11 protein-coding genes are annotated in these 13,379 nt (G+C 38.5%); 6 read left to right on the forward strand and 5 right to left on the reverse strand.

Annotation, left to right across the window (positions count from 1 at the left end):
• Window positions 1-314: 314 nt before the first annotated feature.
• Together leuE and JK188_RS12480 are read left to right on the forward strand one after the other, a co-directional pair.
• Complete coding sequence (gene leuE, locus JK188_RS12475) at window positions 315-956, forward strand: leucine efflux protein LeuE (protein WP_154599283.1); 642 nt, start codon at window positions 315-317, stop codon at window positions 954-956.
• A gap of 165 nt (window positions 957-1,121) precedes the next feature.
• Window positions 1,122-1,928, forward strand: coding sequence for a tetratricopeptide repeat protein (locus JK188_RS12480; protein WP_211888647.1), 807 nt, complete (start codon window positions 1,122-1,124; stop codon window positions 1,926-1,928).
• A 103-nt stretch (window positions 1,929-2,031) separates the two neighbouring features.
• Here the strand turns inward: JK188_RS12480 and JK188_RS12485 are convergent, their stop codons facing one another.
• From JK188_RS12485 to JK188_RS12495, 3 genes are all read right to left on the reverse strand, one after another.
• Window positions 2,032-5,118: an efflux RND transporter permease subunit gene (locus tag JK188_RS12485; protein WP_211885547.1), complete on the reverse strand. Its 3,087-nt coding sequence runs from the start codon at window positions 5,116-5,118 to the stop codon at window positions 2,032-2,034.
• Window positions 5,115-6,206 (reverse strand): efflux RND transporter periplasmic adaptor subunit, encoded by a 1,092-nt coding sequence (locus JK188_RS12490; protein WP_249215393.1) that lies wholly within the window; start codon window positions 6,204-6,206, stop codon window positions 5,115-5,117. Before JK188_RS12490 ends, JK188_RS12485 begins: the two co-directional genes overlap by 4 nt.
• 112 nt (window positions 6,207-6,318) lie before the next feature.
• A complete protein-coding gene (locus tag JK188_RS12495) occupies window positions 6,319-7,230 on the reverse strand; it encodes a DMT family transporter (RefSeq protein WP_211885548.1) in 912 nt (303 codons plus the stop codon).
• An 86-nt stretch (window positions 7,231-7,316) separates the two neighbouring features.
• Here JK188_RS12495 and JK188_RS12500 point away from each other — a divergent pair, with 86 nt between their 5' ends.
• Entirely contained in the window at window positions 7,317-8,654 is a 1,338-nt protein-coding gene (locus JK188_RS12500; RefSeq protein WP_211885549.1) for an aminotransferase-like domain-containing protein, read from the forward strand.
• A gap of 28 nt (window positions 8,655-8,682) precedes the next feature.
• Complete coding sequence (locus JK188_RS12505; RefSeq protein ID WP_336431235.1) at window positions 8,683-9,162, forward strand: NUDIX hydrolase; 480 nt, start codon at window positions 8,683-8,685, stop codon at window positions 9,160-9,162.
• A 6-nt stretch (window positions 9,163-9,168) separates the two neighbouring features.
• Here JK188_RS12505 and JK188_RS12510 read toward each other — a convergent pair whose 3' ends face one another.
• Entirely contained in the window at window positions 9,169-9,792 is a 624-nt protein-coding gene (locus tag JK188_RS12510) for a LysE family translocator (RefSeq protein WP_211885550.1), read from the reverse strand.
• A gap of 202 nt (window positions 9,793-9,994) precedes the next feature.
• Here JK188_RS12510 and JK188_RS12515 point away from each other — a divergent pair, with 202 nt between their 5' ends.
• Both JK188_RS12515 and ddlA read left to right on the forward strand, forming a co-directional pair.
• The gene (locus JK188_RS12515; RefSeq protein WP_211885551.1) at window positions 9,995-10,861 is read left to right on the forward strand and encodes a LysR family transcriptional regulator; all 867 of its coding nucleotides are present in this window, start codon (window positions 9,995-9,997) and stop codon (window positions 10,859-10,861) included.
• Window positions 10,862-11,005: 144 nt separating this feature from the next.
• The gene (ddlA, locus tag JK188_RS12520; protein WP_211885552.1) at window positions 11,006-12,109 is read left to right on the forward strand and encodes a D-alanine--D-alanine ligase; all 1,104 of its coding nucleotides are present in this window, start codon (window positions 11,006-11,008) and stop codon (window positions 12,107-12,109) included.
• Window positions 12,110-12,179: 70 nt separating this feature from the next.
• On the opposite strand, the gene JK188_RS12525 is transcribed toward ddlA, so the two are convergent.
• Window positions 12,180-12,968: a GNAT family N-acetyltransferase gene (locus JK188_RS12525; RefSeq protein WP_211885553.1), complete on the reverse strand. Its 789-nt coding sequence runs from the start codon at window positions 12,966-12,968 to the stop codon at window positions 12,180-12,182.
• Between the last annotated feature and the right edge of the window lie 411 nt (window positions 12,969-13,379).

Here is a 13,379-nt window from a genome sequence, read left to right on the forward strand (position 1 = left end):
TCACTATCTCTACCTACAGACTTTAAATGGTATTAAAAACTAACTTGTTATTTGTTTATGAAGTTTTATATTGATTAAAAAAATTTTTTGGCTTGATGCTGATTAAGTGATTTTGATTGGAATTTAATTTCAATTTTAAATGTCAATATCTATATAAATTACCGGATAGTAAGTAAATCAATAGATTTATATTCTGTATATTAACATCTAAGTGGTGATATCTTTTATTAAAAATAAAAAGTGTGTATCATAGTACCCATTAAGCAAGAATGTGAATTAATTGTTATAACTTTTATTGAGTTAGCGGGTTTATTATGCTTGAAAACTTCGGTATTACAAACTTATGGACTTATCTTATCGGTGTAATTTTTATTACATTGGTACCAGGCCCTAATTCTCTATTTGTTTTAACGAGTAGCGCAAAATATGGTGTAAAAAATGGTTACAAAGCAGCACTTGGTGTATTTACTGGTGATGCATTGCTCATTTTTTTATCATTCTTAGGTGTCGCGTCTTTAGTCAAAACGTCTCCTATATTTTTTAGCGTGATCAAATATGCGGGTGCTGCCTACTTATTTTACTTAGGTATTAAAACGTTATATTCAGTATTACATAAAAAAGAATCTGCAACAGATGTCGATGGGATCATATTAGAAACAAAAGGGACTTATAAGAAAGCCGTCTTTTTAAGTTTGCTAAATCCAAAAATGATCATTTTTTATGTTTCATTCTTCATTCAATTTATTGATCCAGCGTACCCAAGTGCAGGGGTGCCATTTTTTGTGCTCGGCGTGATATTAGAAGCATGCAGCATGTTTTATCTATCAATGCTGATATTTGGTGCTGTTGCAGTGACCAATATGGTAAAACACAATAAAAAATTATCTAAATTTTCAAATAGCTGTATTGGTGCTGTCTTTTTAATGTTCGGTGCAAAATTAGCATTAACAGCCTAATTTATTGATTTATAAATTTTTATCAAAGGGTAGCTGGCGAATGTGCCAGCTATTTTTTTGTTCTTAATTTATCTTTTCAGGTTTTTTCCTGTTTGCCTTCAGAGTGATGCCTGTCATTATGACGCTAATTTAGTCACGACTAAGTAAGCCGCTGTACAAGGAAGTATGAGTACGGTCATATACAAAACCATCGAATTGATATTAATTGAGGTTGTTATGCACATTCTGGGATTATTAATCTATTTTATTCCTGCGATTTATTTCGCTGTCCATTCAATAAAGAGTAATCAAAACTCTTATTGGTTGTTCATTTTATTTGTTTTCCCAATTTTGGGCTCGGTTGTTTATGCGCTGGTCATTTGGATGCCGGCTATGCGTTATTCCCGCCAAGGATATAAAATAGAAAGAGCGATTAAAAAACAATTAGCACCCAATAAAAGCATCAATCAAGCTCTAAAAGAGTATGAATTAAATCCGACTACGAATAGTTGTGTAACACTAGCTGACGCATATACCGATAAAGGTGACTATCAAAATGCGATTAAATACTATCAGGAATCACTGCAAGGAATTAATCAGTATTCACCGGATATTATGTTGAAATATGCGGATGCACTGTATGAAGCGGGAGAATACACGCGTTGTAAAGAGACGTTAGACCTATTGTGTGAAAAAAATCCAACGTTCAACTCGAATACGGGACATTTTTTATATGCTCGTTCTTTAGTGCGCTTAGGTTTGGTTACAGAAGCTGATAATGAGTTTCGTGCCTTATTAAGTCATCGTGACCATATTGAATACAAGGTTGCTTACGCTGAGTTTTTATTTGAACAAAAACGAGTGATTGAAGCGATGTTACTAATTGATGAAGTGATTAAAACCTATTCACTTTTGCCCAAAGCGGCACAAAATTATAATAAGTACTGGTATCAAACGGCCGTAAAACTAAAAAACAGTAAGTTAATAGGGTAAGTTAGCTTTCAAGCACAATTATTAAAAACATCTCGTTATTGGCTCTCCATCGTTTGTATGGAGAGCCAAATTATTGCAGTTATTCTTATTATCGTAATTATTCCTACCAGCGTTTTATATCTCTATCGGATTGAGTGACAGATGTGCATTTCGCTAATAGCGGCAATGTTTTCTTTTTCAAATCATCCATCAAGCTATAAATAACGGGAACAAATAGTAAGCTGAGAACGGTTGAACTCATCAAGCCGCCGATAACAGCAACTGCCATTGGGGCTCTAAATCCTGCATCAGCTCCCGTTGTAAGCACAAGAGGGATCATTCCCGCAATCATTGCAAAAGTAGTCATAATAATTGGACGAATTCGTTCCTGACCCGCTTCGATCATAGCTTGTTGTCGATTTAAACCAGCTCGTTCTTTTTCAAGAATAAACTCCACCAAAAGTATCGAGTTTTTGGTCACTATCCCCATTAACATTAAAATACCAATAATGACAGGAAGATCTATCATCGCACCATATAACACTAAGGCGATAATGGCTCCACCGATAGAGAATGGTAGTGCCACTAAAATCGTTATAGGTTGCATAAAATCTTTAAACAGAATAATGAGTATGGCGAATACCAGTAATACACTGAAAAGCATTGTTGTACTAAAGCGTTCAAACATATCGAGCATGAACTCCATATCACCATACTCTAATGGCTCAATACTTTTTGGTAGTGATTGATATTCAGGAAGTTCGACAACGCGTTCCAATGCTTCGCCAAGTGATAACCCATCTAAATTACCTTCAATAGACATTTTCCTAGCTCGATTTATGCGGTCAATCTGTGATGGTCCATCGCTAAAATTAATGTTAGCGACGGATTTAAGTGGCACAGTTAAATCATTACCGCTACGAATATAGAGATTACGCAACGCGCTTACGTCATTTTTTTGATTGTCAGGTAAAACAACCTGTAACGTTAATTGTCTATCCGGTAAATTAAATTTAGCGCTGCGAGAGTTTGATTCTCCCATTGTTGCCACTCTTAATGTATTGGCGATTTCTTCTACATTAACTGCAGTTCTTCCTAAATCTTGCAAGTCAGGGGAAATAATCAGCTCTTTACGTAAAAGTGGCTTAACAACACGGACGTTATTAATTCCATTCACTTTGGCAACTGCATCGCGAAGCTTATGCATTTGAATCTCTAGCTCTTTGGGATCAGCTCCTGTAAAGGTCAATGAAAATTCTTTATTTCCTTCGCTATTACTGAAGGTATAGCGTGCATCTGGAGTTTGTTGTAATAGGTGAGAAATTGAGTTTTCAAACTGTTTTTGTGACATTTCACGTTCATTTGGTTCTGTTAATGTCAGAATTATTTGACCTTTATGCTGAGCTATTCCATCGGCGTCATCGCTGATCCCCGCAATGGTATAAATTGACTTTATTTCAGTACGTGATTTCAATTGTTCAGCCATATTCCTAACCGCTTTTTGAGTTTCTTCAACAGGGGTTCCTGGTGGTAATTCCACTTCAATCTGGCTAACACTAATATCGCCTTCAGGCATAAAGCCAATAGGCAGATAAGTAATACTGGAAATTGAACCAATCAAAAATATAAATGCGAATGAAAGGGCGAGTTTGCGATGTTTCAATGTCATTACTAACAATTGAGAATATCGATTGATCCAGTTAGGTACAGAATGTTCGGTCACTTTCTTTTTTGCAGGTAATAAAACATAGGCCGCCATTAATGGCGTAACTAATCGGGCTACGAGTAATGAAGATAAAACAGCCGCGGAAACGGTAATACCAAAAGGCACAAAGTATTTACCAACAAAGCCGCCAATAAAACTGACGGGCAAGAATACCGCTACAATAGTGAGCGTGATGGCTACAATGGCAAAACCTATCGCGTCCGAGGCTTTTAACGCAGCTAAATAAGGGCGTTCGCCTCGTTCTATGTATTTTTGGATATTTTCAATTTCGACAATCGCATCATCGACCAAAATACCGATGACTAATGTCAAAGCAAGCAGTGTCATACTATTAAGTGAATAGCCAAATATTGCCAATACCAAAAAGGTGGGAAGAATAGATAAAGGTAATGCAACAGCCGCGACCAAGGTGGCTCGCCAACTTTTTAAAAAGAAGAAGACAATGATAACGGTTAAAAATGCACCTTCTAATAAAGTTTGGATCGTTAAATGGTAGCTTGATTCTGTATATTTCACGGTTGATGAAACAAGCTGAATAGAAATATCAGGGTGTTTCAGTTTTAATTGTGCAAGCTCATGTTCAACATTATTTGCGACCTCGGTATCACTGGAGCCTTTAGCGCGAAATACGGCAAAACCAACTACATCTTTACCATTTAATTGCGAAATGGTTTTGGTTGTTTTTTGACCTTGATAAATTGCAGCAATATCCCCGAGTTTAATCCACTGTTGATTACCAATAGGTAATTGGATATTTTTAATTTCATCAACGTTCTTTTTTTCACCTAAAATCCGAATAGTATGTTGTAGGTCATTATATTTAGACGAGCCACCAGCGGAATTTTGATGCGTGCTTCTGAGTAGTTCATTAATACTTAGGATAGACAATTGCAATGCTGCAAGTTTATCGGCGTCTGGCTCGATGCGAATAACGCTATCAGCACCACCAAGGCGACTGACTTTTTGTACTCCGTGGGCCGTAATTAACTGTTTACTGACTGTATCATCAATAAACCAAGATAAATCGGCAAGGGATTGGCTATCTGATGAAACGGCGTAACGTAATATTGCACCGCCTTCGATATCAATACGGTTAATTAATGGTTCATCAATTGTTTGCGGTAAATCGCTGCGAATTTGTGCGATTTGTTCACGAATATCATTGGTTGCAATATAGGCATCCACAGTTAAATCAAATTCAATAGTGGTGGTGGAAATGCCTTCAGTGATGGTTGATGTGATATGACGGATCCCTGGAATACCAGAAACTGCCCGTTCAACTGGTTTCGTGATAGCGTTTTCCATTTCGGTCGGGGATGAGCCATCTTGCGTAATGGTCACTGTGACTATTGGAAAATTAACTACCGGGTTTGCAGTAACAGGCAATTGATTAAAAGAAAATATACCCGCAATCGTGAGCGCTAAGAACATAACGATAGTAGGAATAGGGCGTGTGATTGCCCATGAAGATAGTTGGAGTTTCATTGACTATCCTTGACTGGGGTCACAGTATCATTTTCAGTTAAAAAGGCTTGGGCATTGGTGACAACAACGGTATCACTGGAAATAGGGGACAAAATCTCGATACGGCCATCATGAATTTTTCCGGTCGTTATTTTTTGCTGCTTCACTTTATTATCAACGACAGTAAAAATGACTCGTTCACCATTATCAAATGTTCGAATGGCACTGTATGGGAGCGTAGTTTGCAGTTTTTCTGGATTGGAAATAATTGCTGTGCCTGATTCTCCAGCTTGTAGATTATCTCCATTTTCAGCGAGAGAAATACGAATCTTTCCTTGTTGTGAAATAGGATCTACTTTCGGTGCTAAGTAACGCAATTTTCCTGCTATTTGATGATTATTAGGCGCTTTTAATTGGATAGACGTCAGATTTGATAAACGTTTTAATTCTGAAATATGCGCTAAAGCATTAAATTCAATTTCACCATCTTCAATGATTTTAAACAGTAATTGATTATCCGTTAGCATTCCGCGAATAGCATGACGCTCACTGATTACACCAGAAATAGGCGCAATGATCCGTGACTTATCTTGTTGGCTTTTTTCTTTCGCGAGCTGAGCTTGTAATTGACGCAGTTCTGCTTTATTAGCATCTAATAGTGCGTTCGCCGCTAAAGATTCTGATTTTGCTTTTTCAAAGTCGTTGGCAGAAATAACCCCAGTTTTAGCCAGCGGAGCTAGGCGAGAAAGTTCTTTTTGCGCTTGTTCTGCCACAGCTTTTTGCTGCTTAATATAGGCTGTGGCTTTTTCAGTTTCAGCTTGTAACTGGCTTACAGATGCATTTTGGAGTGGAGATTCTAATATGGCGAGTAGTTGGTTTTTTTCAACCCATTGACCTTCTTCAACCAGTACATCAATCACCATTTGTTGTTGCAAAGGTGAGCCAATCGCAATTTCATTTTTTGCAACAAATGTCCCTGGTAAGACCAAGGTTTCCGTATAGGGTATTTGCTTAGGTGAAGTCACACTTAATCGCATGGTTTCAGAAAATGAGACCGGCGATATAAACAGCATACAAAACAGTAGGGAGGTAATACTAAAACGTTTCATAAACCCATAAATCCTAATCGTGATATTGAGGGTAAATTAATGAAATCGCCTCAGTATTACCATAAACCAAAGTTAAACCTTAATTTTCCGTTAAGGTTAGTTATTTCAATATTTAACGTGAAAAACGTTTTGAACCTGCGACACACAGAATGACTCCAAGTGTAGACATGATCATGACGCTATTAACTGTTTCATTAAGCAGCCAAGCGGAAAGCACTAATCCAATAAACGGTTGTAATAGTTGCAATTGACTGACGCCCGAAATTCCGCCTTCAGCCAGCCCTCGGTACCAAAAAAAGAAACCAATTAGCATACTAAACAGAGAGACATAACCTAGGCCCATCCATGCTTCAAATGGAACAGTAGAAAACGTGGGTGGTAAGCGCAAAATACTGAATATCACCATGATGGGTAATGCTAAAACCAACGCCCAGCAAATCACCTGCCAACTCCCTAATGATTTTGAAAGTACAGCACCTTCTGCGTAGCCCAACCCACAGACAATTACAGCAATGACCATATATAAGTCACCTTGCCATGCGTAAGTGGCTCCTTGAAGAATTGCGAAGCCGATTACAAATAAACTTCCCATGATTGAAAACAACCAAAACAATTTGCGAGGGCGCTCGCCTGCTCGTAAAACACCGAATAAAGCGGTAGACAAAGGAAGCAGCCCTAAATATACAATGGAGTGAGATGAGCTAATGTACTGTAATGCAACAGCAGTTAAGAATGGAAAGCCAAGCACCACACCAAATGTCACGATAAGAAGAGGAATCAACTTTTGTCTTGCTGGAATTTTTTGGCGTAAAACTATCAAAACAATCAGAGCCAAAATCCCAGCGATAGTAGCCCGCAGAATGGTCAAATAATCGGGCGAAAATCCACTGATAGCCAGTTTGGTTGCGGGAAGTGAGCCACTAAATATAGCAACGCCAATAAAGCCACTGATCCAACCGCGAGTGGTATGAGATGAATCCGTTATGGAAACACTGCTCGATGTTAATGATTTAATTTGATTCATAATTGACCGTTATTATTAGTAATTGAGTTTTACTAAGCTAATCGACATAATCATGACAATCAAAAAATTGTCATAGGTACAATTTCATGGCTCAGAATCGTTATAAGCAGCATGTTGACTTGCTTTCAGCGCAAATCATGAGTGGCGAATTTAAAGCGGGGGAGCGTTTGCCTACGCATCGCCATTTTGCGGAAAAATCGGGTATTTCCTTAGTGACAGCTTCGCGGGTATATCGAGAACTGATGGAACGGGGCTTGATCATCGGAGAAACCGGGCGAGGCACCTTTGTCCGAGATATCAATCTATTGCCCAAGTTAAGTATTGAGCAAGATGTCGCTAAAAACACGTTAGACCTGAATTTTAGTTATCCGATTGCGAAAGAACAAACCAAACTATTACGGGAATCGTTACGGGAAATAGCGGTTGGTGGTGATCTAGAAGGGATTCTTTATTATCAACAACATACAGGGCGTGAACATGAAAGAAAAATGGTCGCTAAATACTTAAAACAGCGTGGGTTAACTCATGCAACGGCAGATACAGTGGCTTTAGTGAGTGGTGGTCAACATGGTTTAGCTACCATCATTTTAGGTATGTTCAGTCCTGGGGATATTATTGCGGTCGATGCCTTAACTTACCCGGGGTTTAAGGCTCTTGCAAAAATTTACCATTTAGAACTGATATCTGTGCCTACGGCAGAAAATGGTCCAAACTTACAAGCACTGGATAAGCTATGCCAACAGAGAAAAATTCGGGCTTACTATGCGATGCCGACTTTGCATAATCCGCTAGGCTGGGTGATGAGTTTATCGGAGCGTAAAAAGCTGGTGGACATAGCCAAACAGCACCAATTTTTCTTAATTGAAGATGGATCTTATGCCTTTTTACAGCGACCAGCAGTTGTTCCATTAGCAACGCTGGCACCTGAAATTACATTTTATACAACAGGTTTTTCGAAGAATATTGCAACGGGATTACGTGTCGGTGCGGTATTGGCACCGCAACAATATATTGAAAACATCGAGCGTATTATCCGAATTACAACATGGAATACACCGGCAATAACCACGGCTATCCTCTGTGATTGGATTGAAAAAGGTGAGGTAGATAGCATTGAAAGAGATAAGCGACGGGATGCAAAAATAAGGCAAGCAATAGTCCAGAAAATTTTTACGGATATACCCTATATTGCGCATCCTGCCAGCTATTTTGTTTGGTTACCATTACCTGATGGCGTACGCGCTGATGCAGTCGTCAGTGAATTAAAAAAGCAAAATATAGCCATTAGCAGCGCAGAGTCTTACTGCACATCAAACTCAGTACCGCAGGCGTTAAGAATAGCAATTAGTACCTTATCCCATGAAGAACTGGCGGTGGCAATAGAAGCGATTAGGCATGTTGTACTGTATTTGATTGATTTATAAAGATGATAAGTATAAAGGAAGAAAAATAGTGGAACACATCAAACATTTTACGGCGACGGCGATGATCTGTAATTCTCTAGGGGAATTTCTATTGCATGAGCATCCTAAGCTAGGTATCTGGCTACCTCCTGGAGGTCACGTTGATCCAAATGAAGAACCACAAGATACTGTTGTTCGTGAAGTGTTTGAAGAAACAGGCTTACGGTGCCGAGTGATTGATTGCCGCTATCCGTTGCACTCAAAGGTAAATGATTCAAAAAATACTCTCTCTTTACCAATTCCTTTAGCCATTTTAAAAGAATTCATTGCAGATAAGCGCCAAGGAGATCATTGGCATATCGATATGGTTTATCTCTGTGAGCTCATAGACGAAGAAATCCAATGCAATTCAGATTTTCATTGGATTCCTCTTAGTGAAATGAATGACTTAAACCTTCCTAAAGATGTGGTGGAGCTTGCCATTATGGTGAATGAACATTTTCAAAATGGTTCGGCTCATTCGAAATGAATTCAGTCATGATGAAATATTAAAAAAGAGCAAAGAGATACCAAGCATAATTAATAAGGCACCGATAACTCTATCCATAATGAATTGATATTTTAAGATTTTATTTCTAATCAACGGTGCTGCAAAAAATAGAGCAATTAAACTAAACCAAACCCAATGTGCAAAAGAAATAAATAATCCGTAGCTGAAGTTTAGCCATTGAGAATTACCAGTTTGAATCACTTGGGTGTAGACCGAAACAACGAAAAACATCGTCTTAGGGTTGAGGGCATTGGTTAAAAAACCCATTTTAAATGCGGAAAATGAAGAGGGTGCTGATGTTGGGTTAAGGTTATCGCTGGCGTTAATGGCTGTTTTGTTTGTTAGGGATTTAAAGCCGATATACACCAAATAAGCGACGCCAAGGAGTTTGACTGCCATAAATAATGTAGGGGAACTCATAATGATTAGAGTCACGCCAAAAATGGTATACAGCACATGAATTTGCACTCCAGCAGCAATACCAAGGGCACTGAGTAAACCCGTTTTGGTGCCATAGGAGTAGCTATTTCTGGTGACCATAGCGAAGTCGGGACCAGGGCTAATAACCGCCAAAATAGTGATGGTGGCAACAGCGATAATTTCATTCATAGTGAGATCCTAATGGTAATAAAAACTGACTTAATTTTTTGGGTAAAAATAGATTTGATTAATTAGAGATATTGATTATCAATAGATTGTAGTTAGATAAAAAGCGATTTATTCTCAATAAAATCTGTCAGTTTTCGTTACCTATTTAATTGTGAAGTCACTTATTTTATAAGCCCCTTAATTTTATGAAGACATTAATTCTATGAAACTGCCTCCATTAACATCGTTACGGTTTTTTGATGTTGTTGCGCGCTATGAAAGTATTATTAAAGCCGCGCAAGAGCTGCATGTTACGCACAGTGCAATTAGCCGCCAGATAAAATTACTTGAGGATCATCTCGGTGTTTTACTGTTTGAACGGCGTAATCGAGCTATCTTTTTGACAGAAGAAGGTAAACTGTTATTTCAAACGACAACACACGTATTCCAGCAACTTTCAGATACCGTCGAAAAAATTACTCAGCGTCCTCATAACCAAGTTGTTAGTTTATCGTGTGAGCCGACCATCGCAATGAAATGGCTGATCCCTCGTTTAACCGGTTTTTATCAGCAACACCCTGAAATTACCGTACATTTGATTGCCGCAGGTGGTCCCATTGATTTTAATAAGGCGGGGGTCGATCTTGCTCTTCGTCGTAATGATTTCACTTGGGATGACAATATTTATGCGAAAAAAATATGTGCAGAATGGATGGGCATCATCAAGAAAAATGATAGCCAGCCCTATCATGAGTTGAACTTGCTTGTACCAGCCTCCCGGCCAAATGTTTGGCGTACATGGCAAGCCCGTAGTGGCATCAATTTACAACATAATAAACAAGTTAATTTCGAACATTTCTACTTGTGTTTGCAGGCTGCATTAGCAGGACAGGGCGTTACAATTGCATCGTTCCTAATGGTTGCTGATGAAATTAATACACAACAATTAATGGCCCCAGAAGGTTTTATTGAAGATGGTTCTGCATATTATTTGCTTTCACCTAAAGAAATAAAAGCGGATACCCCAGCAGCCATTTTTATGGAGTGGTTAGAAACAAACGTGAATCAAAGCCTGTTGTTAACTCAGTAATCGGCATAAAATTTGTATAATTTTAAGGGTTTGGTCATTTAATCACCGAACCTACTTGCGTAGTGAAGTTTTTATGCCCTAACTATTTCGCTGCGTGCTATATTTCCCAGAATCGTTTTTGATGTCTTTATGTTGGAGTAAATAATGAGCAAAATCCGGGTTGGTGTCATTTTTGGTGGTAAATCCACTGAGCATGAAGTTTCGTTGCAATCAGCTAAAAATATTATTAATGGATTAGATCGTAGTAAGTTTGATGTTTGCCTTATCGGTATCAATAAAGAAGGGCAATGGCATGAGTATGATGAAGCGAACTTCCTGTTACATGGCGATGATCCTGCTCATATCGCGTTAAATACTCCAAAGCGTAGCATTGCAATCGTTCCAGGCAAACAAAGTGAACAATTCATTTCTCTAGAAGATGCTAAACCTCTCCCACAAATTGATGTGATTTTCCCAATTGTCCACGGTAATTTAGGTGAAGATGGTTCTCTACAAGGTTTACTGCGTATGGCGAACCTACCGTTTGTTGGACCGGGTGTTCTAGGCTCATCAGCTTGTATGGATAAAGATGTCACTAAACGCCTTTTAAGGGATGCAGGGTTGCACATTGCACCATTTATTACGCTATTGAAAAGCAGTCGTGGTGAAATCAGCTATGCTGCAACGGTTGAGAAACTGGGCTTACCATTATTTATTAAACCAGCTAATCAAGGTTCATCGGTTGGGATCAGTAAAGTTAATAATGAAAGCGAGTTTAACGCGGCATTAGATTTTGCATTCTTATTTGACATGAAAGTGCTGATTGAAAGCGCTGTAAAAGGGCGTGAAATCGAGTGTGCGGTGCTTGGAAATGAACATCCACTCGCTAGCCCATGTGGTGAAATCGTGCTGCATGACAGTTTCTATGCTTATCATACTAAATATATTGATGAAAATGGTGCGTCTGTTGTTGCTCCGGCGGATTTAAAGCAAGATGTGAGTGAAAAGATCCGTGCAATTGCACTTGAAGCTTATCAAGCCTTAAACTGCAGCGGTATGTCCCGCGTTGATGTGTTCTTAACCGAAACGAATGATGTTGTGATTAATGAAATCAACACATTACCAGGTTTCACTAATATCAGTATGTACCCAAAGCTGTGGCAACAAGGCGGTATGACTTATCAAGAACTGATCAGTCGTTTAATTGAACTTGGGATTGAAAAATTCCAGCAAACAGCTGCATTAAAAACAGCCTGTGATGAAATTTAATCTCTGATATTTTCCGCAACTTTTGCCGATAGCAGCCTGCTATCGGCAATATCACTATAAAGTTATCTCATTAATTCACTGCGTTTTTGTTGCACCAAACATAATTGATGTAACGGAATAACGGCTCAAATCCAAATTTTTTATATAAATCAAATCCTGCTTCTGAAGCATCTAAGAAGCAATGTTCGACTCGTTGTTGACGACAAAATGCGAGGGCATAATCAATAAGCTGAGAAGCATAGCCTTTACCCTGAAACTTAGGTTCAGTACCGATATCGTCGAAACGCGCCAATTCACCTTCAATGGTGACCGTCATGGATGTTGCGGGCTCTCCATTGACCAATAAGACGAAATGGAATTGTGGTGCACCTTGTTGCAGGGCATCTTCGTGGTAGCGAACATACTCTTGGATCACCATATCGTGCTCTTCTGAAAGATAGAACGCAGAAACCAATGGTTTAGCCCAAAGGGATAAATCATGGTTTGCGAGCACGATATCTACCTGATTATCAGGCAAATCAACTTCTTTCTGCTGTGACAATGTTAGCGCCATTGCTGTTGTGACGCTGTCACGTTTATAGTTAAGAGCTTCAATATCTCTGACGACTTTTGGCAACATCTCTTCAGGGATCACCAAAGTGTGATTCTTTTTCTGCGATACGAACAGGTTGTACGCTTGCATAAAAGCATGATGAGTAGAGTCGGGTTGCAGATAGATAAAATTGAACGCCGGAGAATTTAATGGCGTTAAATAACAAATTGTATGTTGTGCAATCTGGATACTGTGCTCACAAATCGAAGTCCAAAACGTCTTTTCGATCGATTGGTAATGTCGTAAATAGTAGAGCGGTATGTTCATTAGTCAGTTACCTGATACAAAATGTGTTAGTCAAATGGAGCAAATAACAAATCTGACTCCATGTAAAATTCTGTTAACTTATTGGCATTAAAGCCTTTGTGATCTATCTATTGATAATAACTAAACCTTTAAAATCAGCAACCGTTGCGGCAGTTGTCATCTTATCTTTGACCTTAGATCTCACTCTTGTGCAACGTTTTCAGTGTCATTAATCAATATCTATAAAGTAAATTTGAAGATGAATTAAGGCGTTTCGTGCGATATGCAGATAGATTGTTATTTAATGCTATCTTACATTGCTCATTTACTCTATAAAATGTCATGTAAATTTATAAAAAGCTTTGTAACTCAATGAGATTATCTTACTAATTTCTCCATTATGATAGTAGAAATAAAGAGATCGTACCTGCA

Source organism: Providencia sp. JGM181 (genome assembly GCF_018257375.1).
GTDB lineage: Bacteria > Pseudomonadota > Gammaproteobacteria > Enterobacterales > Enterobacteriaceae > Providencia > Providencia lanzhouensis.